This window comes from Pseudomonas sp. PME37.24/025 (genome assembly GCF_055556615.1).
The window spans coordinates 222,799-249,395 of the sequence record NZ_JBVHNK010000007.1 but is presented as its reverse complement, the minus strand read 5'-3'; the positions used below and the strand labels follow the sequence as shown (position 1 = coordinate 249,395).

Genomic DNA, 26,597 nt, shown 5'->3' with positions numbered 1-26,597 from the left:
AATTCATGATTCTATGTTGTTGGTTGTTTTATTGAGTATCATCTTCAGGTTTTTTTTGCGTTGTAATAATTAATGACCCGATCCAGTTTTTATAGAAGGTTTTTTGCTCTTCAATATTGCTAGTAATATTTTCGTCTTCGTAGTCGAAAATTCGTACTATGTCCTCTTCTTCGCTAGGTTTTCCAAGTTTAAGTTCGTATGCGACTAAGCCGCTAGACATTTGGGACGACATTCGTGAAGGATGAACATTTAATTTGGCTCCTTTGCACAGAAATTTTATCTCAGGATAGTCGGCTCTTAACATGCCAAAGCACACGTAAAGGTCATAGGCTGTGTAAACTTTTTTTAAACCACTTTGCATCGTGAATGTGAGTGTCGGTTTTTTTCTGTCGCATTCGATTGTGGCCCTTTCTATGACCCCATGATTGTTTATTAAAATGTCTATTGTTTTCATGGTTACTTCCTGAAAGGGTTGGGTATTGAGTAGCCCTTATAGCTACCATCATCGTAGACGGGGGTGACGCCCACGATGTTGTGATTTTTTATTCCTCCTGGGAATGCTATCTCAGCCTCACGCCGATGTGGTGACATCATGCCCAATTCTTTATTTACATCGATGCCGCGAATGTTTTTCAGCACATATATATAGCCGTCAGCAAGACCGTACCCTGTGGCAAACTTTTTTGCCTCTTTTTCGTTTGTCGTAGTGCTGACAAAGTAACTGGGAGGGCTTCTGTTATCTGATGCATGCAAAAACAGATCTGTACTGTCTCCCAAGGGTTCAAATCCTGCCTCAAAAATTTCCCATGGTTCTCGGTCGTCACCACGGTATAAATAATAGTTCTCTTGTTTTGGATTTGGGGGGCCGGGCTCCCCCTCATCAACCCCCACCTTACCCGCCGGATCCTCATCTCCAAACGACGGCTTCTTACACCCATCCCCTCCAGGGCACTCACTCAACCCCAACGGATCAACCCAACCCACCGGATTGCGTGTGTACTGATAGCCGTTTAACCCGCCCGCCAACTTGCTCGGATCCGGCGTCAGGTACCGCCCGACATCCGGATTGTAGTAGCGATGCCGGTTGTAGTGCAGGCCGGTTTCCGCGTCGAAATACTGCCCCTGAAAGCGCAACGGCTGATCGAGGACCTGGTGGGTGTCGCGGTTGAGGCGGGTGAGGCGGCCATAGGCGGTGTATCGGGCGGCCCAGATGATGTCACCGCTGTAGTCGGTGAGTTCTTGCGGTGTGCCGAGGTGGTCGAGTTGGTAGTAGAACGGGCAGGCTTGGCGTGGGCCTTTGCCGTCGAGCATCGCCAGTGGACGGAAGGTGCCGGGTTCGTAGATGTAGCTTCGATGGTGATCCTGGCTGTGTTCAGTGACGAGGTGGTCGCCTTGCCAGAAGAACTCGGTGGTTTTGCCATCGACGGATTTGCTGATGCGGCGGCCGAAGGCGTCGTAGCGGTAACTCGAGCAACGACCGTCCGGAGTGGTGACGCCGATCAATCGGTGTTGGCAGTCGTAACGGTATTCGGTGACGAGTTTTTGCCCAGTGCCGCGGCGTTCGCGAATCAGGTTGCCGAAGGCGTCGTAGTCGTAGTGGCGGTCGCCTTGCATCAGCAGGCGATTACCCAGCACCTTCGCAACGCCGGGGCGATCCTGCATCAACAGGTTGCCCGCCGGGTCGTGGGCGAAGCTTTCCGGCGATTGGTCACGGGAATGGCGGACGCGGGTCAGGCGGTCGAGCGAGTCGTACTGGTAGCTGCGCTGGCCGTGGCGGGTATCGGCGATGTGGTCGAGATTGCCGTTGAGGCTGTAGGCATAGTCGCGGCGGTACAGGTTTTTTTGCTGTTGGCTGACAGCGTGGGCCTTCAAACGGCCCTGGTCGTCGTAGGCATATTCGCTGAGCAGCAGACCCTGTTGGCGGTTTTGTTCGCGACCGAAGGCACGCTGGTGGGTGGTGAGGCGTGTGCCGTTGAGGTCAATGGCCGTCAGCGCGCCGCCCTTGGCGTGGTGATAATCGAGTTTGCTGTTGTCCGGCAGGCGCAGGTGGTTGAGTCGGCCGCACGCGTCGTAGCGGTAACGCAAGGTGCCCCAACTTTGGTGCTCGGTGATCAGCCTGTCCTGGGCGTCGTATTCGAATTCCAGCGGATGGTCGTGGCTGTCGTCGACACTGACCAGTCGGCCGAGGCGATCGTAGCGGTACTTGACCTGGACGCCATCGGGCAGGGTCTTGACCAACAGGCGTCCGGCCGAATCTCGTTGATACCCTGTAACCAGCTGCGAGTCGTCATCGCCGAACTCGGTTTTCTCCAGCAGGTGGCCGTTGAGGTCGTAGCTATAAGCGGTGCGGCGGCCGTCGAAGCCGGTTTCCTGTCGGATCAGGCCGTTGGGCGTGTAGTCCAGGCGATACTGTTCACCGGATTCGTTTTCGATTTCCGTGAGTCGTAACTGCGCGTTGTCGTAGCGATAACGCAGTAGCGTGCCATCGGGATTGATCCGGCGGCTGACCAGGTGCAAATCGTCGGCGTATTCATAGCGAGTGACGCGGCCCAGCTCATCGCGTTCGGCGGTGATCTTGCCGTAGGCGTTGTAGCTGAACCCGCGGCTGGCCCCGGTAGGCAGCGTCGTCTGAACCAGTCGGCCGACGGCATCCCATTGGTACTGGGTGAGCGCACCGTATTCGTCCTGACGGGTAATCTGCCGCCCCAATACGTCGTAGGAAAAGTGCCTCTGACTACCGTCCGGCAAGGTCTCTTCGAGTAGTTGTCCCTGCCCGTTCCGGATGAAGACATGTCGACTGTTGTCCGGGGCGCGGATCGACAGCAAACGCCCCTGAGCGTCGTAGTGATAGTGAGTGACTTGGCCATCCGGATCGATGGCTTCGGTGACATCCCCCTGAGCATTGCGCTGATATTTCCACACCGCTTTGCCGCGATAGCGCGCATGCAGGAAACCATTGCGATATTCGTAGGATGTTGGCTCGTCTTCCGGCGGAATCAGCGCCACCAACCGCCCGACTTCGTCGTAGCGGTATTCGGTGACGGCCCCGAGCGGATCCTGCTCTGCAATCAGCCGACCCTGATCGTCATAGGCCTTGAGGTGTTCGCCACCGTTCAGCTCAACCTTGCGCACCAGACGCGCCCGGTCGTCGTGGATGTAAACCTCTTGGCTGCCATCGATGTTCAGGACGGTGACACTGCCTTGTTCATCCCAGGCATAGCGCGCCTCCATCTGCGCAAACGACGCCCAATGCCGGACGCAGCGCGCCGCCTTGCCGGAGCGTTCCCACTCCCAGAAGAAGCTCGCGCCACCGGCCAGTTGCCGCTGCAGAATCACGTGCCGGTCGTCGTAGTCGTAACGCTCGCTTTCCCCTGCGGCGTTGGTCGCTTCGATCAAGCGTTGGCGGGCGTCGTAGCGATAGAAAACCAGCGTCTGCTCTGTACGCCAGGCTTCATTCATGTCATCGGTGCGTTGAAACGACTGGTGCTCGACGGCGACGAGGTGCCTGCGCTCGTAGCACAACAGCAGCGAACGACCCGCGCCGTTGTCGAGACGTTGAATGCGATCCTGACGGTCGCGGGTGATGTGGAGGCGGTTGTTGTAGGCGTCGCTGATCGCCGTTAAGCGGCCCCCTCGAAAGTGGTAGAACCGGCTCGTCTCGCCCGCTAGCGCGAGAATCAACTCCTCCGGTTCGCTTCCGAGGTAAATCGCGGCCCTCGAAAGGCTGTTGTGGATCACAGGGCGCTCGACGCTTGGCAGCGGAAACGTGGTGCGGCGGTTTTCATGGTCGACCCAGACGACCTGTTCATCATCCAGCTCCAACCGCTGCGCCAGCGAATGGCTCCAGCCCCAGCCCAGCCCGCAATCGATCTCCACCGCGCTGGTGCGGTACAACCGGGTGAAGGCAAGCGGCAGTAGCCCGTCCAGCGCACCGTCGGTCAGGGTCAGCAGTTCTTCGCCGGTGACCATCGACACCGGGCAGCCGTTGGTGCAGGTCAGCGCCGCGCAATCGGCACTGTCGCCGTTGGGATTTTTCGCCTGGCTCGATGCATCGTCGTGAGGTTCGTGACGGCCCAGTCGGGTCATGGCTTCGGACTTGTCACGAGCAATGGCGACCGGATTGTTCACCTGTACAACCGGCGAATCGCCAGCGCTGATCTGCAGAGGAGCCGTCGGTGCAGGTTTCAAGGGTGCATTTCGCGCGTTGACCACGAGCGGTTTGAGCGCGCCAGCGTGGGCTGTGAGGTCGGATCTGGCCGTCAGTTCGGCCAAGCGCAAGCTGGCTGCAGCCAACCACTGCCTAGCTCGCTGGGACTTGATCTTGTCCAGTACTTTGGCGCTCATGCCGAGCTTCAGGCCAATAGGCCCAGTAAGTCGTACCAGAAGGAAACTGATCAATAGTTCTGTACGAATTTGCGCCACGACTTCGGCGATGTACTGCGGCGGCAGCATCCTCAGCCAACTCGTAAAAGCCGCGAGATGGATGAACATCAACGGCTCATCGCTCAACATCAGCAACACATTGGCGATGGCTTCAGCCGAGGCGTTCAGTAACGTCTCAAGCTCGCCTTGGGTCAGGTACTCAAGGAGTTTTTCGCTGTTGGTTTGCAGGTCTGCCAGCAGGGCGTAGACCTGCTTCACGTCATCCCACAAACCGTGCAGCGAACGCTCGAAACCGCGCCAGTCAGCCTGTTGCAGCATGCCGTAGCGTTGGGTGAAACCTGCGTCGGAAAAACCTGCCCATAAAGGCTCGAATTCGCTCGACCACTCATTGCGCAACCAGCCTTCCAGGTCGCCGATCACGTCCTGATAGGAGGCATAGAGCGCTTTGACGTGCTCAGCCGAAACATTGGGAAAGAAGGTGATGCGATAACGCTGGCCGCGCCAGCATTCGGGGATTTCGAGGATGCCGCTGGGGCCAATGGTTTCGTGGACGGGCTCACCGAATGTCAGTTCACCATTGCGCTGCGAGATCACCGGTTCGAGCATCACCGGCGTATTGCCGATCGGCACGAAACGCGCGGCCTCAAACAGGTGCACCAGGGTCAACGGACCGCTGGCGGGGCACATGGCGAGCGTCGAACTGACAGGGGTGGTGGAGTCCTTCGGTGCGCTGAGCCGGACTTCGTTGCCGACCTTGAACACTTGTTCGACACTCAGCGCCCCTCCGGTCCAGAACTTTTCCGCCCAGGCCTCGTAGTCGTTGAGGCAGAGTCGAAAATCATCGAGTAGCGCTTCGACGTCCGGCTGCTCGGGGTTCATGGCGGCGATCACCAGCAAGCCGATGGCATTGTTCAAGGCCAGGACCTTGTCAGGTTCGAACATTCGCAGTCCCTCGCGCTGATCAATTTGGAATGCGAGACTTTGCGGGGGATCAACGAGGAAAGAAGTCGGGAAAGGAGGTGTTTGGTGTAGGGGAAATCGCTAAATCATCGCGGGCGTCTCGACACAGTTTTTTGTATCCGCCAGGCATTGCCCGTTGCTCTCTGCCAATCGCGCTCGCTATGCTGCTGAACCCTTTAATCCATCACGGACCCGGTCGTGCCTTAGCCGCTCCTGGGATGTCATGAGAAAACGGATCAGATGCGATGAATGCACCCTTGCATGAGTTCGGCCCGATCAAGGCCGTTATTTTCGACATGGATGGCTTGTTGCTGGATACCGAGGGCATTTACACCGAGGTCACGTCCATCATTGCCGGGCGTTATGGCCGGACCTTCGACTGGAGCGTCAAACAGAACATCATTGGTCGTGGCGCGGGTGATCTGGCGCGCTATGTAGTCGAGGCGCTGGACCTGCCGATTACAGCCGAAGAGTTCCTGGTGATCCGCGAACCCTTGATGCGCGAACGTTTTCCGACGGCGCTGGCGATGCCTGGCGCGGAGGAGCTGGTTCGGCACTTGAAGGCCAATAACATTCCTATTGCAGTGGGCACCAGTTCTTCACGTCAGTCGTTCGGGCAGAAAACCACCTTGCACCGCGACTGGTTTGCGCTGTTCGACTTCATCGTTACCGCTGATGACCCGGAAGTGGGCGCGGCCAAACCAGCGCCGGATATCTTCCTGACGGCGGCGCGGCGCCTGGGTGTCGCGCCTGAGGATTGCCTGGTGTTCGAGGATTCACCGTTCGGCGTCACCGCAGCGAAAGCGGCGGGGATGACGGCGATTGCGATCCCGGATGCGGCGATGGCGGATGAAAAGTACGCACACGCCGATGGCATTCTTCGTACGTTGAAGGCGTTCAAGCCCAGTGCATGTGGCCTGCCGGCACTCGAGTGGGCTTAATGCCGGTAAGTGTGGGAGCGGGCTTATGTGGCGAGGGGGCTTGCCCCCGCTCGACTGCGAAGCAGTCGTAAAACCAGTCACCGCTGTCTAACTCAAGATCGCGGTGACTGGTTTCAGGGGGGGGGGGGCTTCGCGCCCCAACGGGGGCAAGCCCCTCACCACATAAGCCCGCTCCCACAAGTGACCTGTATCAGGCGCCGAAACCGCCGTCGATGGTCAGGCTCGCACCGGTGATGTAACCGGCTTCGGGACCGACAAGATAAGCGACGAAGCTGGCGATTTCTTCCACTTTGCCGTAACGACCCACGGCCATCAGCGGGATCAGGCTTTCAGCGAAGTCTCCGCTGGCGGGGTTCATGTCAGTGTCGACCGGGCCCGGTTGCACGTTGTTGACGGTGATGCCCCGGGGGCCGAGGTCGCGGGCCAGGCCTTTGGTCAGGCCTACCAGCGCCGATTTGCTCATGGCGTACGGGCCACCACCGGCGAAGGGCATGCGCTCGGCGTTGGTGCTGCCGATGTTGATGATGCGACCGCCTTCGGTCATATGTTTGGCTGCTTCCTGAGTGGCGATGAACACACTGCGTACGTTGATGGCCAAGGTCTGGTCGAAGTCTTCGAGTTTGAAGTCTTCCAGCGGTGCGACGGCCAAAACGCCTGCGTTGTTGACCAGGATGTCCAGGCGCCCAAAGGCTTCGACGGTGGCATTAACGGCATTGCGAATCGCGACGGCATCGGCGCTGTCGGCCTTGATGGCCAAGGCTTTGCCGCCTGCGCTGGTGATGCTGTTTTGCAGCTCTTCGGCTTTGGCTGTGGAGCTGACGTAAGTGAAGGCGACGGTCGCGCCTTCGGCGGCCAGGCGTTTGACGATGGCAGCACCGATGCCGCGTGAACCGCCTTGAATCAGAGCTACTTTACCGCTGAGGTGTTGAGTGGTCATGTCGATCTCCAGAAATTCAAGGCGGACGGCCTTGTTGTCGGAGTCGAGTATCGGCTTCGCAATACGCTCCGGGTAGACCGTCATTGCTATAGTCTGTGTAAACCAAAAGTTTATAGTGGCGCTTATGGAAACCTTCAGCAGTATCGAATGCTTCGTGCGCAGCGCCGAGGTTGGCAGCTTCGCCGAAGCTGCGCGGCGCTTGAGTCTGACGCCAGCGGCGGTGGGCAAGAGCGTCGCCAAGCTGGAGGCGCGACTGGGTGTGCGGCTGTTTCAGCGCAGCACGCGTAGCTTGACGCTGACTGAGGCCGGCCAGTTGTTTCTCGGTGAGGTCAGCGCCAGCCTGCACACGATCCAGAATGCCGTGGCCAACCTGGCCAGCGCCGAAGGACGTCCCGCTGGCACATTGAAAGTCAGCATGGGCACAGTGTTCGGGCGCTTGTACATCGTGCCGTTGCTGGGAGAGTTTCTACGGCGCTTTCCGGTGATCAACCCGGACTGGCATTTCGATAACCGCCAGGTTGATCTGATCGGCCAGGGTTTCGATGCGGCGATTGGTGGTGGATTCGAGCTGCCCCAGGGCGTGGTGGCGCGCAAGCTGACGCCCGCCCATCGGGTATTGGTGGCTTCAGCCGGGTATCTGGCGAGGTGCGAGGCGATCGTCGAGCCCGACGACCTCAAACACCATGATGGCATCTTGATACGGTCGCCGCAGACGGGGCGCGTGCGTTCCTGGCAGTTGACCAGTCGCACTCGGCAACACAGCCCGCTGACGCTCAAGGCGCGGATGACCATGAGCGATTCGGAAGCCGCCTGCGCCACGGCGGCTCAGGGGTTGGGCATTGCGTTGGTGAGCATGCCGTTTGCCGTGGGTTATCTGGATGCGGGGATGTTGCAGCGGGTGTTGCCTGACTGGTACGTCGATGACGGCAACATCTCCATCTATTACGCCGAACATAAACTGCTTCCGGGCAAGACCCGGGCGTTTGTCGATTTTATCATTGAGCAGTTTGCGGAGCAGGGGTTGGGGCAGCGGTTCAGTGCGCTTTGAACCTGGCTTGAGACCGAGGTGTGGCCATCGCGGGCAAGCCGCGCTCCCACAGGGTTTGTGTCGTTTACATCATTACGATACGACTCAAAAACCTGTGGGAGCGTGGCTTGCCCGCGATGAACGATAACGCGGTCTACCTGCCAAACCGTCCCGGCCAACCAATGATGGTCTTCGGCCGAGGCGTCGCATACGTCCGCACTTTCGACGTCGACAACCCCAGCCGCACCAGCGATTCGGCAATGGTTACCGCCGCGGTCACGCCATCCACCACCGGCACGCCGGTGCGCTGACGAATCTGCTCATCCAGCCCGGCCATGCCGCCGCAGCCCAGGCAGATCACCTCGGCCCTGTCTTCACTCACCGCCAGTTCCGCTTGCCGAACAATCGCCTCCAGCGCACGCTCTGGATCGGACTCCAGCTCCAGCACTGCCAACCCGCTGGCCCGTACCGACGCGCAGCGGTCCCAGAGACCGGACAGTTTGAGGCGATCCTCGATCAGCGGCACGGTGCGGTCCAGTGTAGTGACCACCGAATAGGCATGCCCGAGGAACATCGCAGTACTGGCGCCGGCATCGGTGATGTCCACCACCGGCACGTTGAGCAACTCCTGCAAACCTTCGCGGCCGTGCTCGCCATAACCGGCCTGGATGACCGCATCGAAGGGCTGATCGTAGGACATGACCCGATCCATCACCGCAATAGCAGCCAGATAACTTTCGAAATTGCCTTCGATGGAGTCGGCACCAAAATGCGGGGTCAGGCCGATGATTTCCGTGCCGGGCGAGGCCACGGCTTGGGCCTGGCGGGCGATGGCCTGGGTAATGGATTCGGTGGTGTTGACGTTGACCACGAGAATTCGCATGGGAGGTCCTTTTATAGCGAGGTGGTTCTACGGCCCGACGCTATCGGGCCGCCCGGAGATCAATGGCTGACGTTATCGACCGCGATGGCTTCACCGCTGACATCGGCGTAGTAAGGCTGTCGTTTGGCGATGATCAGGTAGAGCATCCCGGCAATCCCGGCACCAATCAGCCAGGAGAACGGCGAGACGCTGTCGAAACCTGGCACCAGGGCCAGGACAATGGCGATCAAAGCTGCCGGAATGAACGCCGCCACGGCACGCAAGTTAACCCCATGGCTGTAGTAATAATCGCCATTGGGATCTTCGCTGTACAACTGCGGCACGTTGATCCGGCCTTTTCGTACCTGCCAGTAGTCGACCATGATCACCCCGTACAACGGGCCGAGCAGGGCACCGAGGCCGGACAGGAAGTAGACGATCACCAGCGGACTGTTATAGAGGTTCCACGGCAGGATCAGCACTGCGATGGTCGCACTGATCAGCCCGGCGCGGCGGAAGGTCAGGTACTTGGGCGCCAGGTTACTCAGTACGAAGGCCGGGGCCACGAAGTTGGCCATGATGTTCACCGCCACGGTGACAATCAGGAACGCCAGGCAACCGAGTACCAGAAAGAAGGTATTGGGAATCGATGCGATGATCTCCGTCGGGCTTTCGATGATCCGGCCATTGATCTGAAATTGCGCACCGCACAGCAGGACCGTGATCCCGGCGAATACCAGAATGTTGACGGGCAGGCCCCAGAAGTTACCCACCCGGATGGTCTTGCGGCACGGTGAAGAACGGGCGAAGTCGCAGAAATTCAGGATCAGCGTGCCGTAGATCGACAGCCACAATGCGCCGCCCGCAAAGATGTTGCGCCACATCTCGCCGCCGCTCAGCGGCTCGCGAATCGACCAGGCGATGGTTGCGTTGGCCTGGAAGTACATCCACCCGGCGAGGGCGGCGACGGTCAACAAAATCACCGGGCCGGCAAACGCCTCGTAGCGTCGAACCATTTCCATGCCATAGGCCAGGATCGCCAACTGCACGAACCAGATCGCCACGAAACATACCCAACCCAGGCTCGACAGCCCGAGGATCGAGTTATGGTCGTAATCGGCGAAGCCGGGATGCACCGCCGTCAACAATACGCGAAAGACCACTGACGCCAGGTACGTCTGAATCCCGAACCAGGCAATGGCGATAACGGCGCGAATCAATGCCGGAATCTGCGCCCCATGGATACCGAAACTGATCCGGCTGATCACCGGAAACGGCACACCGGTTTTTTGGCCCATGTAACCGGAAAGGTTCATGAAGCAATACACCAGCGCCGCGCCGATTCCCAGGGATAGCAGAATCTGCCAGCCGCCCAGGCCCAGTGCATACAGACCAATGGCGAAGGAGTAGTTGGCAATGTTGTGCACGTCATTCGTCCACAACGCGAAGATACTGTAACGACCCCAGCGCCGGCCTTCAGCCTTGGTCGGCGCCAGGTCCTTGTTGTGCAGGCGGGGGCTGAGTACTACGGGTGGTTGAAACGTTTGATCATGAATGGCGGAGGTGGAAGGTGGGAAGGGCAGATCCAGCGCGATGTTGTTATTGGGGAGGCTAGTACGCATTCCGGCAGGCTCCTGAAGCTCGTTGCCGCGATGACTGTGCATGAGCATGAGCTCGACAAATCTTCGTCGCGGCCGGGAGAGCATCATTGGTTACGGGGCATCTGCAGCCTGTACGGGATAGGGCGCTTCAGGCTGCGGATATAAAGTGTGTGTATGTTTTGAATTTAATTGTATACAAAACATATGTTCACTTAAGCCAAATCTATGCCATCCAGTGATCTATAAAACTTAACGCTTATTTCGCTTTGTTATTGATTGAAGCTAAGTAGCTGAAAAAACGGCGATATAAGTTGACCAATTGAACAGGTAATTATTTTTTTCCGGGATTTTGTGGAAGTGTTCGATTGAGGAAGTCAGGACGGGGAGATGTAACTTTTTGGGGCGCTTAAACTAAAAGTGCACACAGATATGGCACTTACGGTGACATTTCTGTGTACACAATTGTTCGGATTGACCCAGGGCCCGTGTGGGAGCGGGCTTGCTCGCGAAGAGGCAGTCACATTCAACACTGATGTTGACTGACAGTCCGCCTTCGCGAGCAAACCCGCTCCCACAGGGATTGCATAAGGCGGGGATTAAGCTTTGGATTTGCTGATGATGTTTCCGGCATGCAGCCCGCATTCTTTCTGCGTGGCTTCTTCCCACCACCAACGACCTTCGCGCTCATGCTGGTTCGGCAATACCGGGCGAGTGCAAGGCTCGCAGCCGATGCTGATGAAGCCGCGCTCATGCAGGCTGTTGTACGGCAGCTCCAGCATGCGGATGTAACCCCAGATCTCTTCGCTGGTCATTTGCGCCAGCGGATTGAATTTGTACAGGGTGCGTTCCGGTGTGGAAAATGCAGTATCGATTTCCAGCACCGCGACGGCGCTACGGGTGCCCGGGCTCTGGTCCCGACGCTGGCCGGTGGCCCAGGCGGTCACGCCCGAGAGCTTGCGACGCAACGGCTCGATCTTGCGGATGCCGCAGCACTCGCCATGACCGTCCTTGTAGAAACTGAACAGGCCCTTTTCCTTCACGAAAGGTTCGAGCTTGGTGTAGTCCGGCGACACCACTTCGATATCGATCTTGTAGTGCTCGCGCACCTGCTCGATGAAGCGGTAGGTCTCGGGGTGCAAGCGGCCGGTGTCGAGGCTGAACACTTTGACGTTCTTGTTCAGCTTCCAGGCCATGTCCACCAGCACCACATCCTCGGCGCCGCTGAAAGAGATCCACAAGTCATCGCCGAATTCGGCGAACGCGAGTTTCAGGATGTCCTGGGCGGATTTGTTGGCATAGGTCGTGGCGAGTTCCACGACATCGAACGATGGGCTCATCAGGGCGGCTTCCTACAGGTCGGTGGCGCTGGGCGCTCTATATGTGCCTGATGGTAACAAAATCCTGCGGCGGCTGGTGCGCCCTCTGCGTTGCACAGAGAAGGACGAGTCGCTAGAGTTCGGCAGTCCTTTTGCTCGCTCGACTCAATAAACAGTACAAAATGGGAGTGTCTTGTGGAAATTGCCTGTCTGGATCTTGAAGGTGTGCTGGTCCCGGAAATCTGGATCGCCTTTGCCGAAAAAACCGGGATTGAGTCCCTCAGGGCCACCACGCGGGACATTCCCGACTACGACGTGTTGATGAAGCAGCGGTTGCGGATTCTCGACGAGCACGGCCTGAAGCTGTCCGACATCCAGGAAGTGATCGCCACGCTCAAGCCTCTGGAAGGCGCCAGCGAATTCGTCGACTGGCTGCGTGAGCGCTTTCAGGTGGTGATTCTGTCGGACACCTTTTACGAGTTTTCCCAGCCATTGATGCGTCAACTGGGCTTTCCGACCTTGCTTTGCCATCGTCTGATTACCGACGATGCCGGCCGGGTCACGGGCTATCAGTTGCGTCAGAAAGATCCCAAGCGTCAGTCGGTGTTGGCGTTCAAGAGCCTCTACTATCGGGTGATCGCGGCGGGGGACTCCTACAACGACACGACGATGCTGGGCGAGGCCGATGCCGGGATTCTGTTCCATGCGCCGGACAATGTGATTCGCGAATTTCCACAGTTCCCGGCGGTGCACAGCTTTGCGGAGTTGAAGCAAGAGTTCATCAAGGCTTCGAATCGGGCGTTGAATTTGTAGTCGTCTGCGAGGGCCCCATCGCGGGCAAGCCCGCTCCCACAGGATTTGTGTTGATCGCATAGTTATGGTTCGACACATAACCTGTGGGAGCGGGCTTGACCGCGATGCTTTTAAAGATTTTGCAAGGTATCGAGCAACACCTTCACCTTGGTTATCGATTCCTGATATTCCGCCTGCCAGTCCGAATCCGCGACGATCCCGCCGCCACCCCAGCAACACACCTGCCCATCCTTGACCAGCAAACTGCGGATGGCGATGGAGCTGTCCATCTCGCCGCGCACGTCCAGGTACAGCAACGAACCGCAATACAACCCACGACGGGTCGGTTCCAGTTCGTCGATGATCTGCATCGCGCGAATCTTTGGTGCGCCGGTAATCGAGCCGCCGGGGAAGCTGCCGGCGATCAAATCCAGCGCATCCTTGTCATCCGCCAGCTCACCGGTAACGCTGCTCACCAAGTGATGCACGTTCGGATAGCTTTCCAGGCTGAACAACTCCGGCACCCGCACCGAGCCGATGCGGCAGGTGCGGCCGAGGTCGTTGCGCAGCAGATCGACGATCATCAGGTTTTCCGCACGATCCTTGGGGCTGGCCAGGAGTTCGGCGGCGTTCGCCGCATCTTCAGCAGCAGTCAGGCCGCGGGGGCGGGTGCCTTTGATTGGGCGGGTTTCGACGTGGCGCTCGCTGACTTTGACGAAGCGCTCCGGCGACAGGCTTAGCACGGCGTCGCCGTCGGGCAGGCTCTGGAAGCCGGAAAACGGTGTCGGGCACGCCGCCCGCAGCGCGCAGTACGCGGCCCATGGATCGCCCTGGCATTGCGTGCGAAAGCGCTGGGCGAAGTTGACCTGATAGCAGTCGCCGGCCTGGATGTACTGCTGAATGCGTTCGAAGGCTTGTCGATAGTCATCGGCGCTCAGGTCGGCACTCATCGGGCCGTCCAGTTTGAAAGGCTCGATTTTCTGAGGTGCAGTTTGTGCAAACAATTCGATCAGCCGCTGTCGTTCGCTGTCGATCAACGCCGGGTGGAACACCAGTTGGCTGGTGGCGAGGTGGTGATCGCTGATCAGGGCCCAGTCGTACAGCCCGAAACGTGCGTCGGGCAATTGCAGGTCGTCCCGCGCCTGACTCGGCAGGTTTTCCAGATGCCGGCCGAAGTCATAGCTCAGATAACCGATCAGGCCACCGGCGAAAGGCAGGTCGAAAGGAACAGTGGCTTCGCCGAGTCGCGTCAGAGTGTCGCGAAGGCGTTGCAGGAAATGGCTGCCGCTTTCATCCGGTAACACGGCCAATTGCTCCAGCGGCCAGGCGCTGAGCAGGTCATAACGCCCACGCTCGGCGCTCGGCCGGCCGCTGTCGAGCAGCATGGCGCCGGGGGCATGACGAATCGCCGCGAAGTACTCGGCGGGGTTGGCGCGATAGGGCAGCGGGTGTACGGAACAGGTCAACATGGGCGGGGCAGATCAGCCATCGAGGCGGGGGAGCGATTGTAGTCCTCTGCAGGATTTGCTCCTAGAGGGGATGTCGGCAAGAGATATATCTGTGGCGGGTGATTGCATTTTGTGGCGAGGGAGCTTGCTCCCGCTCGGCTGCGTAGCAGTCGTAAAGCCGGCTGATGCGGTCTGCCTGACACTCTGGGGGTGAATGGATTGGGGCTGCTTCGCAACCCAACGGGAGCAAGCTCCCTCGCCACAAAGGGTCAGCCCTCAACCGCAGGAATATGCCCAAACATTTCCTGAACGAACTCCACGCGTTCCTGCGCTGTTTCGATTATCCCGCGGGCCTGTAATTCTTCCAGTCGCGCTTCGACCGCATGGGTACGCAACGTCAACCCGCAATCGTTGGCGATTTGAATGTTCAACCCGGGCCGGGCGTTAAGCTCAAGAATCAGCGGGCCTTTTTCCTGGTCGAGCACCATATCGACACCGATGTAACCCAGCCCGCACAGCTCATAGCAGCCGGCCGCGAGCTTCATGAAACCGTCCCAGTAGGGCAGTTGCACACCGTCCACTGCGTTGGTGGTGTCCGGGTGTTTATTGATGATGTTGTTCAGCCAGGTGCCGCGCAATGTCAGGCCTGTAGCCAGATCGACACCGACGCCGATGGCGCCTTGGTGCAGGTTGGCCTTGCCACCAGACTGGCGGGTCGGCAAGCGCAACATGGCCATCACCGGATAGCCCATCAGCACGATGATGCGAATGTCTGGCACACCTTCATAGCTGATGCTTTTGAAGATCTGGTCCGGGGTCACGCGGTATTCGATCAGCGCGCGGTCACGGTGACCGCCGAGCGAGTACAGGCCGGTCAGGATGCTGGAAATATGGTGCTCGATTTCCTCATGGCTGATGATCTTGCCCGACACCGTGCGATAGCGGCCCTCGAAGCGGTCGGCAATTACAATAATGCCGTCACCGCCGGCGCCCTGGGCCGGTTTGACCACGAAGTCGGTACGCCCGCCGATGATCTCGCCGAGGTTGTCGATTTCCTTCTCGGTGGAGATCACGCCGTAGAGTTCCGGCACGTGGATGCCGGCGGCGATGGCGCGCTCCTTGGTGATGATCTTGTCATCGACGATCGGGTACAGGCTGCGCTTGTTGTACTTGAGCACGTAGTCTGCGTTGCGCCGATTGATCCCCATGATGCCCCGGGCCTCCAGGGCTTTCCAGGTCTTCCAGAGACCGAACATCAGGCTTCAGCCTTCTTCAGGAAAGCCTTGAAACGCACCAGTTCGGTCAGGCGATAACCGCGATAGCGACCCATGGCCAGCATGAAACCCACCAGGATCAGCAGGATCGCCGGGAAGGTGAACACGAAGTACACCAGCTCAGGCACGCTCATGATCAAGTGCGCCAGGGAGGCGGCGAACAACGTGCCGATCGCCACTTTCATGGCATGGCCGCCACCGCGCTCTTCCCAGGTGATCGACAGGCGTTCGATGGTCATGGTCAGAATCACCATTGGGAACAGCGCCACCGACAAGCCGCGCTCCAGGCCGAGTTTATGGCTGAACAGGCTGATCGCCGCGATCAGCACCACCACGAAGGTCAGTACCACCGACAGCCTCGGCAACATTTGCAGCTTCAAGTGTTCAAGGTAGGAGCGTAGCGACAGCCCCAGCGCCGTAATGATTGTAAACAGCACAATACCGAAACCGAGCTGAGTTTCCCGGAAGGCGAGGGCGATCAGCACCGGGGTAAAGGTGCCGAGGGTCTGAATGCCGATCAGGTTGCGCAGGATCAGGATCACCAGCACGCCGATCGGGATCATCACCATGATCATGAAGGTCTGCTGGGTTTGCAGCGGCAGGCCGTACAGCGAGTAGTCGAGGAAGTTGGCGTCGGAGTTTTCGTCGGTCAGCTTGGCCAGGCGAATGGCGTTCATTTCGCTGTTGTTCAGGCTGAAGGTGACATTGGCTTTTTTGCCGCCATCGACGGTGATCAGGTTTTCATCGCCCGTCCACCACAGCAAGCGGTCGGTGGGCAGGCCCTGTTCGCCGGTTTCCGGGTTGAAGTACAGCCAGTCGGTGCCGTTGAAGCTGCGCAACCAGAGTTCAGGGATTTGCGGCTGATCGGCCACCAGGCGAACGGTGTGAACCTTTTCCACCGGCACGTGGGCGATGGACAACACCAGCTCGACGATTTTGGCTTTGTTCGCGGTGGACGGATCGCCGGCCAGCAGCAGTTTTACGTTGTCGTCATTGAGGTTGTTGACACGCTTGATGGCTTCGCCAATGAACGTTTCGACGTCGGCCGAATGCTGGCGGATCGGCGCGAGCAGGCCTTCGGCGGCAATTTTTTCCGGGCCTTCGACGGTGATGCTGTCGCGGAAGGTCGGGCCTTTGACCTTGGATTTTTCGCCGCTGTAGCGCTTGGTCAACACCAGACGGTAATAAAGGGTCTGGTTGCCCTTGGCCCGACGCGCCGACCAGGTGACCTTGCGGTTGCCGTCGACACGGTTCACCGCCACGCCGTAATTATTGGAAATGAAACTCTCGTTGAGGCTCACGTAGTCGCGACTCAGCGGTGGCACGAACATCTGGATCTTGATCGGATCCTTGGCGTTGGCGACGAACTCGACCTTGGCGTCGATGTTCCACAAGTCGTCGGTAGCGTCTTCGGTCACCGGAATTCCGAGCACGAAAATCTGATAGGCCGTAACTGAAATGCCCAGCACCACCAGGATGGCGATCAGCAATTTCAGATGGAGGGTAAGAGAGCGCATTGGAATTACTCTGCGGTATGTGCGTCGGTGGCGCAGGCGGGTTTGCCAGCAGCGTATTTAAGACTGGGGTCGACCAGCGCATCGAAACGCTTGAGTGCCTCGGAGCCGATCAAGAGCGGGTATTGGAAGGCGCTGCGGTCGGTCAAGTTCACTTCGATGCTGCGTAACGCCGAACCCATGCAGATATCCAGCTCGATGACCGGACGGGCGGTGTACTTCTTGCCTTCTTCAGGGTCGTAGTCACCGGCCCGGCGCTTGATCTTGCTGACACGGGCCAGCGGTCGTTCGATCGGGTGCGAATGCGCGGCGTCGATAGCCAGATAGAAGCGCACCCAGGATTCGCCATTGCGTTTGAAGCGTTTGATGTCGCGGGCACTCAGAGAAGCGGTTTTCGCCCCGGTGTCGAGTTTGGCGGCGACTTGCAGATTGATGCCGTCCAGCGAAGCGTACTCATTGAGGCCGTACACAGTCTTTTCCCCTGCTGCGGCAAAACCTGGCAGGCCAAAAAGACAAAGGAATGTGGTGAAGGGCTTGAGTCTCATAAATCCTGGTGCGCAGCGGTCCGTTCTTCAATTCAAGGCCCTGGCATTGCTGCACAAGCTCCCTCGTATGCCTATCCGTTTTTTATGACAGGCAATGCAGATGACAAGCAAATGCGGGCGGCATTCTAGCACGGTGGGTTTATGGCGCCAGCGTTGGCCGACGGCTATAACTTGAGGTGTTGCTTCCTTATGGTGCAGCGGGTTATTAGACGATTGTCGACAATATCGAATTATCCTTTGACGTAACCGGTCGTATTCGCTAGTTTTTGCGGCATTGGTTTTAAAGGTGTCGACAATATGCTGGATCAACTCGATCCCCCGGTCACAGTTCAGGACGACTCGGAAACACTTTCCGAAAACGTCTTCCGACGCATTCAGGCGGCCATCGTCAAGGGCGAAATCGCCCCTGGCAGCAAGATCTCCGAGCCGGAGCTGGCGCGCACCTACGGCATTAGCCGCGGGCCGCTACGTGAGGCCATTCACCGCCTGGAAGGCCAGCGCCTGCTGGTTCGCGTGCCGCACGTCGGGGCGCGGGTGGTGTCGCTGAGCCACGCTGAGTTGCTGGAACTCTACGAAATTCGCGAATCCCTGGAAGGCATGGCGTGCCGTCTGGCGGCTGAACGCATGACGGTCGAAGAAATCGACGAACTGCGTCGGGTGCTGGAAACCCATGAGCGCGATGCGGCGTTTCAGGCCGGTGTCGGTTACTACCAGCAGGAAGGCGATTTCGACTTTCATTACCGGATCATCCAGGGCAGCGGCAACCGCACCCTGACCCAGATGCTGTGCGGTGAGCTCTATCAACTGGTGCGCATGTACCGGATCCAGTTTTCCACCACGCCCAATCGGCCGCGCCAGGCGTTTGCCGAACACCACCGAATTCTCGATGCCATCGCCGACCGTGACGGTGAATTGGCCGAGTTGTTGATGCGCCGTCACATCGGCGCCTCCAAACGCAATATCGCCCGTCACTACCAGGACGGCGCTAACCCGACAGCCACTGAACGAGGTGAGTCATGAGTTCCAACAAGAGCACTCCAGGCCAGCGTTTCCGCGATGCGGTCGCCAGCGAACATCCGCTGCAAGTGGTCGGCACGATCAACGCCAACCACGCACTGCTGGCCAAGCGCGCCGGTTTCAAGGCGATTTACCTGTCGGGTGGCGGGGTGGCTGCCGGCTCTCTGGGCGTGCCTGACCTGGGGATTACCGGTCTGGATGACGTGCTGACCGACGTGCGTCGCATCACTGACGTCTGCGACTTGCCGCTGTTGGTGGACGTGGACACCGGTTTCGGTTCTTCGGCGTTCAACGTCGCCCGTACCGTGAAGTCGATGATCAAGTTCGGCGCGGCGGCGATTCACATCGAAGACCAGGTCGGCGCCAAGCGCTGCGGTCATCGTCCTAATAAGGAGATCGTCACGCAGCAGGAAATGGTCGACCGCATCAAAGCGGCTGTCGATGCCCGCACCGATGACAGCTTCGTGATCATGGCCCGCACCGACGCCTTGGCGGTGGAAGGTCTGGAGTCTGCGCTGGATCGCGCCGCCGCGTGCATCGAAGCCGGTGCCGACATGGTGTTCCCGGAAGCGATCACCGAGCTTGAGATGTACAAGCTGTTCGCCAGTCGCGTGAAAGCGCCGATCCTGGCCAACATCACTGAATTTGGTGCGACGCCGCTGTACACCACCGAGCAGCTCGCCGCCGTCGATGTGTCGCTGGTGCTGTACCCGCTGTCGGCGTTCCGTGCGATGAACAAAGCCGCGGAAAACGTCTACACCGCGATCCGCCGCGACGGCACGCAACAGAACGTCATCGACACCATGCAGACGCGCATGGAGCTTTACGATCGCATCGATTACCACACCTTCGAGCAGAAGCTCGATGCGTTGTTTGCTGCGAAGAAATAAAGAACAAAAGATCAAAAGATCGCAGCCTCGTTTCACTCGACAGCTCCTACAGGGCTGTTGTCGAACGCGGTCAATGTAGGAGCTGTCGAGCAAAGCGAGGCTGCGATCTTTCGGCATCACAAAGAACCTGATGAAACACAATTTGCCGATTCCCTAACAAATTCAAGAAAACTGGAGACAGCAATGGCCGAAGCAAAAGTACTCAGTGGCGCCGGGCTCCGTGGCCAGGTTGCCGGGCAAACCGCACTGTCCACCGTGGGCCAGTCGGGCGCAGGCCTGACCTATCGCGGCTACGACGTTCGCGAACTGGCGGCTGACGCACAATTTGAAGAAGTGGCTTACCTGCTGCTGTACGGCGAGCTGCCGACCAAAGCGCAACTGGCTGCCTACACCCAGAAACTGAGCGAGCTGCGTGACCTGCCGCAAGCGCTGAAAGAAGTGCTGGAACGCATCCCCGCCGACGCCCATCCGATGGACGTGATGCGCACCGGTTGCTCGTTCCTGGGCAACATCGAACCGGAGAAAGACTTCTCCGAGCAACACGACAAAACCGACCGCCTGCTGGCCGCGTTCCCGGCGATCATGTGCTACTGGTATCGTTTCAGCCACGACGGCAAACGCATCAATTGCGTGACCGACGAAGCCTGCATCGGCGGCCATTTCCTGCACTTGTTGCACGACAAGAAACCGAGCGAGTTGCACGTCAAGGTGATGAACGTTTCGCTGATCCTCTACGCGGAACACGAGTTCAACGCCTCGACCTTCACCGCCCGGGTGTGCGCCTCGACGTTGTCGGACATGTATTCCTGCGTCACCGCAGCCATCGGTTCGCTGCGCGGTCCGCTGCACGGTGGCGCCAACGAAGCGGCGATGGAAATGATCGAGCGCTTCTCGTCGCCTGAAGAGGCGGTCGAGGGCACCCTCGGCATGCTGGCGCGCAAGGACAAGATCATGGGCTTCGGCCACGCGATCTATAAGGACAACGATCCGCGCAACGAGGTGATCAAGGCCTGGTCGAAAAAACTCGCTGACGAAGTGGGCGACACGGTGCTGTTCCCGGTTTCCGAAGCCATCGACAAGACCATGTGGGAACAGAAAAAACTGTTCCCGAACGCCGACTTCTACCATGCGTCGACGTACCACTTCATGGGCATTCCGACCAAGTTGTTCACACCGATTTTCGTCTGCTCGCGCCTGACCGGCTGGGCGGCCCACGTGTTCGAACAACGTGCCAACAACCGCATCATCCGCCCGAGCGCCGAGTACGTCGGCGTCGAACAGCGCAAGTTCGTGCCAATCGAACAACGCTGACCGGGGGAGGGCGCCGGTAATGGTTATTGGGCAAAACGAGTAACCCTGTGGGAGCGGGCTTGCCCGCGATAGCGGTGGGTCCGTCGACATCTTTGTCGGATGTGACTCAGTCATCGCGGGCAAGTCGAATCGTCGCACCGCCGCTCCCACAGTGGATTGTGTTTGCTTCAATAGCTGCGCCAGGCGTCCACCCTTTGAAACCACCGTGACCGAGTCCTGACGATGAACACTGAATTCCGCAAACCGCTGCCCGGCAGCCATCTGGATTATTTCGACGTCCGCGCGGCGGTCGATGCCATTGCGCCCGGCGCCTACGACACCCTGCCGTACACCTCCCGCGTGCTGGCGGAAAACCTCGTGCGTCGCTGCGACCCGGCCACGCTCACTGAATCCCTGAAGCAATTCATCGAGCGCAAACGCGACCTCGATTTCCCATGGTTCCCGGCCCGCGTGGTGTGCCACGACATTCTTGGCCAGACCGCCCTGGTGGATCTCGCCGGCCTGCGCGATGCCATCGCCCTGCAAGGTGGCGATCCGGCGCAAGTGAACCCGGTGGTGCCGACGCAGTTGATCGTTGACCACTCCCTGGCCGTTGAACGCGGTGGCTTCGATCCCGAGGCGTTCGAGAAGAACCGCGCCATCGAAGACCGTCGCAACGAAGACCGTTTCCACTTTATCAACTGGACCAAAAAAGCCTTCAAGAACGTCGACGTGATCCCGCCGGGCAACGGGATCATGCACCAGATCAACCTGGAGAAAATGTCGCCGGTGATTCAGGTGCGTGACGGCGTGGCCTTCCCGGATACCTGCGTTGGCACCGACAGTCACACCCCGCACGTCGATGCGCTGGGCGTGATCGCCATTGGCGTCGGCGGTCTGGAAGCGGAAAGCGTCATGCTTGGTCGTGCATCGTGGATGCGTCTGCCGGAAAGCGTCGGTGTCGAACTCACTGGCAAGCTGCAACCGGGCATCACCGCCACCGACATGGTGCTGGCGCTGACCGAGTACCTGCGCAAACAAAAAGTCGTCGGCGCGTGGCTGGAGTTTTTCGGTGAAGGGGCTTCGGCTCTGACCTTGGGCGACCGCGCGACCATTTCCAACATGGCCCCGGAATACGGCGCCACGGCGGCGATGTTCTACATCGACCAGCAGACTATCGACTACCTGAAACTCACCGGCCGTGAAGACGAGCAAGTGCAGCTTGTGGAGAACTACGCCAAGCAGACTGGCCTCTGGGCCGATAGCTTGAAAGGCGCGCAATACGAGCGCGGGTTGAGCTTTGACCTGTCCTCGGTGGTGCGCAACATGGCCGGCCCGAGCAACCCGCACGCCCGTGTCGCTACGTCCGATCTCGCGGCGCAAGGCATCTCCGGCCAGTGGGACGATGTACCCGGCCAGATGCCGGACGGCGCAGTGATCATCGCCGCCATCACCAGTTGCACCAACACCAGCAACCCACGCAACGTGATTGCCGCGGGCCTGCTGGCGCGCAACGCCAACAAGCTCGGGCTGAGCCGCAAGCCGTGGGTCAAATCCTCGCTGGCGCCGGGCTCGAAAACCGTGGCGCTGTATCTGGATGAAGCCGGGCTGACTAAAGAGCTGGAGCAACTCGGGTTCGGCGTCGTGGCCTTCGCCTGCACCACATGCAACGGCATGTCCGGCGCGCTGGACCCGCTGATCCAACAGGAAATCATCGACCGCGATCTGTACGCCACCGCCGTGCTCTCCGGTAACCGTAACTTCGACGGGCGGATTCACCCGTACGCCAAAAACGCGTTCCTGGCTTCGCCGCCCTTGGTGGTGGCTTACGCCATCGCCGGGACCATTCGTTTCGACATCGAAAAAGATGTGCTGGGGCTGGACGCGAACGGCAAGGAAATCCGCCTGAAAGACATCTGGCCGAGCGACGAAGAAATCGACGCAGTGGTCAAGGCTTCGGTGAAACCGGAGCAGTTCCGCCAGGTGTACATTCCGATGTTCGCCATCCACGAAGACACCGGTCCAAAGGTCACGCCGCTGTATGACTGGCGCGAAATGAGCACCTACATCCGCCGTCCGCCGTATTGGGAAGGCGCGCTGGCCGGCGCTCGTCCGCTCAAGGGCATGCGCCCGCTGGCGGTGCTGCCGGACAACATCACCACCGATCACCTGTCGCCTTCCAACGCGATCATGCTCGACAGCGCCGCCGGTGAATACCTGGCAAAAATGGGCCTGCCGGAAGAAGACTTCAACTCCTACGCCACGCACCGCGGTGACCACTTGACCGCGCAGCGCGCGACGTTCGCCAACCCGAAACTGTTCAACGAAATGGTTCAGGAAAACGGCAAGGTCAAGCAGGGTTCCCTGGCGCGAGTCGAGCCGGAAGGCCAGGTCATGCGCATGTGGGAGGCCATCGAAACCTACATGGAACGCAAGCAGCCGCTGATCATCATCGCCGGCGCCGACTATGGTCAGGGTTCGTCCCGCGACTGGGCGGCCAAAGGTGTGCGTCTGGCGGGTGTGGAAGCGATCGCCGCTGAAGGTTTCGAGCGCATTCACCGCACCAACCTGGTGGGCATGGGCGTGCTGCCGCTGGAGTTCAAACCGGGCACCGACCGTCACACCCTGGCCATCGACGGCAGCGAAACCTACGACGTGATCGGCGACCGCACCCCGCGTGCGACGCTGACGCTGGTGATCAATCGCAAGAATGGCGAACGCGTCGAAGTGCCGGTGACCTGCCGCCTCGATACCGCTGAAGAAGTGTCGATCTACGAGGCCGGCGGCGTGTTGCAGCGTTTCGCTCAGGACTTCCTCGAAGAATCGGCGGTTGCCGTTTAACACGACGAGCCGCGCGGGATCTGAACTCCCGCGCTGGCCGACAAGGATCAATATGGCTCACGCACCTCAAATCAAAATTCCCGCCACCTACATGCGCGGCGGCACCAGCAAAGGCGTGTTCTTCAGCCTGAAAGACCTGCCCGAAGCGGCACAGATTCCCGGCCCGGCTCGCGACGCTTTGTTGCTTCGCGTGATCGGCAGCCCCGACCCTTATGACAAGCAAATCGACGGCATGGGCGGCGCCACTTCGAGCACCAGCAAAACCGTGATCCTGTCGAAAAGCATCAAGGCCGATCATGACGTCGATTACCTGTTCGGTCAGGTCTCCATCGACAAGCCTTTCGTCGACTGGAGTGGCAACTGCGGCAACCTGTCGGCGGCGGTCGGTTCATTCGCCATCAGCAATGGCCTGATGGACGCCAGCCGCATTCCACACAACGGTGTGGCGGTGGTGCGCGTGTGGCAGGCCAACATCGGCAAGACCATCATCGCCCATGTTCCGATCACCAACGGTGAGGTCCAGGAAACCGGCGATTTCGAACTCGACGGCGTGACCTTTCCGGCAGCCGAAGTGCAGCTCGAATTCATGGACCCGGCGGCGGAAGAGGAGGGGGGCGGTGGCTCGATGTTCCCCACCGGCAACCTCGTGGATGACCTCGAAGTACCCGGCGTCGGTACGCTCAAGGCGACGCTGATCAACGCCGGCATCCCGACCATTTTCATCAATGCCGAAGACATCGGCTACACCGGCACCGAATTGCAGGGCGCCATCAATGGCGACCTGAAGGCCCTGGCAATGTTTGAAACCATCCGCGCTTACGGCGCGCTGCGCATGGGGCTGATTCAGCACCTGGACGAAGCGGCCAAGCGTCAGCACACACCGAAGGTGGCGTTCGTCGCCAAACCGGCGGATTACATTGCGTCCAGCGGCAAGGCGATTGCGGCCACCGACATTGACTTGCTGGTGCGTGCGCTGTCCATGGGCAAACTGCACCACGCGATGATGGGCACGGCAGCGGTGGCCATCGGCACGGCGGCGGCGATTTCCGGCACGCTGGTCAACCTGGCGGCGGGCGGCATCGAACGCAACGCCGTGCGCTTCGGTCATCCCTCCGGCACCTTGCGCGTGGGCGCCGAGGCCACTCAGGTCAACGGTGAATGGACCGTGAACAAAGCCATCATGAGCCGCAGTGCGCGGGTGTTGATGGAAGGTTACATCCGCGTGCCGGGGGATTGTTTCTAACCCCAATCCAGACATACACACAAAACCCTGTGGGAGCGGGCTTGCCCGCGATGAGGCCTTCACATTCAATATCTATGTTGGCTGATACACCGCTATCGCGGGCAAGCCCGCTCCCACAGTGGACTGCATTTCAATAACAAGAATGGCATCACCCACTAAGATTGATCCTGAACCGAGGTCCCATCAGCGAACCACTGACCGAGTGAATCGAACATGAGCGCCAACGTCGACCTGAACAACCGCCCCGACTACGACACGGTCCTGCAGGACATCGCCGACTACGTCCTCAGCTTCAAAATCGAATCTACCGAGGCGCTGGATACCGCCCGCAATTGCCTGATGGACACCCTCGGCTGCGGTCTGCTGGCCCTGCGTTTTCCCGAATGCACCAAACACCTGGGACCTATCGTCGAAGGCACTGTCGTCCCTTTTGGCGCTCGCGTGCCGGGCACCAGTTACCGTCTCGATCCGGTCAAAGCCGCCTGGGATATTGGTTGCATCGTCCGCTGGCTCGATTACAACGACACCTGGCTCGCCGCCGAATGGGGTCATCCGTCCGATAACCTCGGCGCCATTCTCGCGGTGGCCGACCACCTGTCGCAAAAACGCCTGGCCAATGGCGATACCCCGCTGACCATTCGCGTGGTGCTGGACGCCATGATCATGGCTCACGAAATTCAGGGCGTGATCGCACTGGAAAACTCCTTCAACCGCGTCGGCATCGACCACGTCATCCTGGTGAAAGTCGCCTCGACCGCCGTTACCGCCAAGCTCATGGGCGCCAATCGCGAGCAACTGCTGTCGGCGTTGTCCCATGCCTTTGCTGACGGCCAGGCGCTGCGCGCTTATCGGCATGCGCCGAATGCCGGGTCGCGTAAATCCTGGGCGGCAGGGGATGCGTCCAGCCGTGGCGTGCGTCTGGCGGACATTGCGATGCGCGGGGAGATGGGCATTCCCGGTGTACTGACCGCCAAACAATGGGGTTTCTACGACGTACTGTTCAGCCACACCAACAGCGATCTGGCGCTCAAGCCTGAAGACAAGCGAGCCTTCAGATTCTCTCGGCCGTTCGGCAGCTACGTGATGGAAAACGTGCTGTTCAAGATCAGCTTTCCAGCCGAGTTTCACGCGCAAACCGCCTGCGAGGCCGCCGTTACCCTCCACCCCTTGGTCAGGAATCGCCTGCATGAAATCGACCGGATCGTCATCACCACCCACGAATCGGCGATCCGCATCATCTCCAAGGTCGGCCCGCTGGCCAACGCTGCGGACCGTGACCACTGCATCCAGTACATGACCGCCGTACCCCTGGTATTCGGTAATCTGGTGGCCGAACAATACGAAGACAACTTTCACGCCGTGCATCCGATTATCGACGTGCTGCGCGACAAAATGGTCATCGTCGAAGACCCGCGTTTCACCCGCGAATACCTGGAGCCGGACAAACGTTCCATCGCCAATGCGGTGCAGGTGTTTTTCAAGGACGGCTCCAGCACAGAGAACGTAGTGGTGGAGTACCCGATCGGCCATCGCCGTCGCCGAACCGATGGTATTGCGCTGCTGGAAGACAAGTTCAAGGCCAATCTGGCTACGCGATTTACGGTGCAGCGCAGTGCCGAAATCTTTGCGTTGTGCAAGGACCAGGCGCGGCTTGAGGAGACGCCGGTGAACCGGTTTGTGGATTTGTTTGTGATCTAGTTACACCGCGTCATCGTT

19 protein-coding genes are annotated in these 26,597 nt (G+C 59.3%); 9 read left to right on the top strand and 10 right to left on the bottom strand.

Translation table 11 applies throughout. The features are described from left to right. Nucleotides 1-28: 28 nt before the first annotated feature. Nucleotides 29-454, bottom strand: a complete 426-nt coding sequence (locus ACZ3HH_RS14850) for a hypothetical protein (protein ID WP_465805618.1) — start codon at nucleotides 452-454, stop codon at nucleotides 29-31. A 2-nt stretch (nucleotides 455-456) separates the two neighbouring features. Next, on the bottom strand, nucleotides 457-5,325 hold the full coding sequence (locus ACZ3HH_RS14845; protein ID WP_465805617.1) for an RHS repeat-associated core domain-containing protein: 4,869 nt from the start codon (nucleotides 5,323-5,325) through the stop codon (nucleotides 457-459). A gap of 263 nt (nucleotides 5,326-5,588) precedes the next feature. Between ACZ3HH_RS14845 and ACZ3HH_RS14840 the strand changes: the two genes are divergently transcribed. Then, complete coding sequence (locus tag ACZ3HH_RS14840) at nucleotides 5,589-6,284, top strand: HAD-IA family hydrolase (protein WP_465805616.1); 696 nt, start codon at nucleotides 5,589-5,591, stop codon at nucleotides 6,282-6,284. 190 nt (nucleotides 6,285-6,474) lie between these two features. On the opposite strand, the gene ACZ3HH_RS14835 is transcribed toward ACZ3HH_RS14840, so the two are convergent. After that, nucleotides 6,475-7,221, bottom strand: a complete 747-nt coding sequence (locus tag ACZ3HH_RS14835) for a 3-oxoacyl-ACP reductase family protein (RefSeq protein WP_465805688.1) — start codon at nucleotides 7,219-7,221, stop codon at nucleotides 6,475-6,477. 124 nt (nucleotides 7,222-7,345) lie between these two features. On the opposite strand from ACZ3HH_RS14835, the gene ACZ3HH_RS14830 reads away from it, so the two are divergent. Continuing rightward, a complete protein-coding gene (locus tag ACZ3HH_RS14830; protein WP_465805615.1) occupies nucleotides 7,346-8,269 on the top strand; it encodes a LysR family transcriptional regulator in 924 nt (307 codons plus the stop codon). 133 nt (nucleotides 8,270-8,402) lie between these two features. On the opposite strand, the gene ACZ3HH_RS14825 is transcribed toward ACZ3HH_RS14830, so the two are convergent. From ACZ3HH_RS14825 to ACZ3HH_RS14815, 3 genes are all read right to left on the bottom strand, one after another. Beyond that, nucleotides 8,403-9,131, bottom strand: a complete 729-nt coding sequence (locus ACZ3HH_RS14825) for an aspartate/glutamate racemase family protein (RefSeq protein ID WP_465805614.1) — start codon at nucleotides 9,129-9,131, stop codon at nucleotides 8,403-8,405. A gap of 59 nt (nucleotides 9,132-9,190) precedes the next feature. Beyond that, nucleotides 9,191-10,732 carry an NCS1 family nucleobase:cation symporter-1 gene (locus ACZ3HH_RS14820; RefSeq protein ID WP_465805613.1) on the bottom strand — a complete coding sequence of 514 codons (1,542 nt, stop codon included), beginning with the start codon at nucleotides 10,730-10,732 and terminating at the stop codon, nucleotides 9,191-9,193. Between the two features lie 575 nt (nucleotides 10,733-11,307). After that, complete coding sequence (locus ACZ3HH_RS14815; RefSeq protein WP_008074131.1) at nucleotides 11,308-12,048, bottom strand: phosphoadenylyl-sulfate reductase; 741 nt, start codon at nucleotides 12,046-12,048, stop codon at nucleotides 11,308-11,310. Nucleotides 12,049-12,222: 174 nt separating this feature from the next. On the opposite strand from ACZ3HH_RS14815, the gene thrH reads away from it, so the two are divergent. Then, the gene (gene thrH / locus ACZ3HH_RS14810; protein ID WP_465805612.1) at nucleotides 12,223-12,840 is read left to right on the top strand and encodes a bifunctional phosphoserine phosphatase/homoserine phosphotransferase ThrH; all 618 of its coding nucleotides are present in this window, start codon (nucleotides 12,223-12,225) and stop codon (nucleotides 12,838-12,840) included. A 110-nt stretch (nucleotides 12,841-12,950) separates the two neighbouring features. Here thrH and pabB read toward each other — a convergent pair whose 3' ends face one another. The 4 genes from pabB to rloA form a co-directional block, all read right to left on the bottom strand. Then, the gene (gene pabB / locus ACZ3HH_RS14805; protein ID WP_465805611.1) at nucleotides 12,951-14,288 is read right to left on the bottom strand and encodes an aminodeoxychorismate synthase component I; all 1,338 of its coding nucleotides are present in this window, start codon (nucleotides 14,286-14,288) and stop codon (nucleotides 12,951-12,953) included. Nucleotides 14,289-14,536: 248 nt separating this feature from the next. Continuing rightward, nucleotides 14,537-15,523: an alpha-L-glutamate ligase-like protein gene (locus tag ACZ3HH_RS14800; RefSeq protein ID WP_367372284.1), complete on the bottom strand. Its 987-nt coding sequence runs from the start codon at nucleotides 15,521-15,523 to the stop codon at nucleotides 14,537-14,539. After that, nucleotides 15,523-17,058, bottom strand: coding sequence for an osmotic stress tolerance membrane protein RloB (gene rloB / locus ACZ3HH_RS14795; protein WP_367372283.1), 1,536 nt, complete (start codon nucleotides 17,056-17,058; stop codon nucleotides 15,523-15,525). The genes ACZ3HH_RS14800 and rloB overlap by 1 nt, the downstream gene beginning before the upstream one ends. Nucleotides 17,059-17,063: 5 nt before the next feature. After that, complete coding sequence (gene rloA / locus ACZ3HH_RS14790) at nucleotides 17,064-17,600, bottom strand: retropepsin-like aspartic peptidase RloA (RefSeq protein WP_258621002.1); 537 nt, start codon at nucleotides 17,598-17,600, stop codon at nucleotides 17,064-17,066. A 297-nt stretch (nucleotides 17,601-17,897) separates the two neighbouring features. Here rloA and ACZ3HH_RS14785 point away from each other — a divergent pair, with 297 nt between their 5' ends. The 6 genes from ACZ3HH_RS14785 to prpD all read left to right on the top strand — a co-directional run bounded on the left by ACZ3HH_RS14785 (nucleotide 17,898) and on the right by prpD (nucleotide 26,579). Further along, on the top strand, nucleotides 17,898-18,620 hold the full coding sequence (locus ACZ3HH_RS14785) for a GntR family transcriptional regulator (RefSeq protein ID WP_007902102.1): 723 nt from the start codon (nucleotides 17,898-17,900) through the stop codon (nucleotides 18,618-18,620). Further along, nucleotides 18,617-19,507 carry a methylisocitrate lyase gene (gene prpB / locus ACZ3HH_RS14780; RefSeq protein WP_465805610.1) on the top strand — a complete coding sequence of 297 codons (891 nt, stop codon included), beginning with the start codon at nucleotides 18,617-18,619 and terminating at the stop codon, nucleotides 19,505-19,507. Before ACZ3HH_RS14785 ends, prpB begins: the two co-directional genes overlap by 4 nt. A gap of 183 nt (nucleotides 19,508-19,690) precedes the next feature. Then, nucleotides 19,691-20,818 carry a bifunctional 2-methylcitrate synthase/citrate synthase gene (prpC, locus tag ACZ3HH_RS14775; protein WP_465805609.1) on the top strand — a complete coding sequence of 376 codons (1,128 nt, stop codon included), beginning with the start codon at nucleotides 19,691-19,693 and terminating at the stop codon, nucleotides 20,816-20,818. A gap of 222 nt (nucleotides 20,819-21,040) precedes the next feature. Beyond that, nucleotides 21,041-23,638, top strand: coding sequence for a Fe/S-dependent 2-methylisocitrate dehydratase AcnD (gene acnD / locus ACZ3HH_RS14770; RefSeq protein ID WP_465805608.1), 2,598 nt, complete (start codon nucleotides 21,041-21,043; stop codon nucleotides 23,636-23,638). A 52-nt stretch (nucleotides 23,639-23,690) separates the two neighbouring features. Further along, the gene (gene prpF / locus ACZ3HH_RS14765) at nucleotides 23,691-24,881 is read left to right on the top strand and encodes a 2-methylaconitate cis-trans isomerase PrpF (protein WP_465805607.1); all 1,191 of its coding nucleotides are present in this window, start codon (nucleotides 23,691-23,693) and stop codon (nucleotides 24,879-24,881) included. A gap of 213 nt (nucleotides 24,882-25,094) precedes the next feature. Continuing rightward, complete coding sequence (gene prpD, locus ACZ3HH_RS14760) at nucleotides 25,095-26,579, top strand: 2-methylcitrate dehydratase (protein ID WP_465805606.1); 1,485 nt, start codon at nucleotides 25,095-25,097, stop codon at nucleotides 26,577-26,579. The last annotated feature ends 18 nt before the right edge of the window (nucleotides 26,580-26,597 follow it).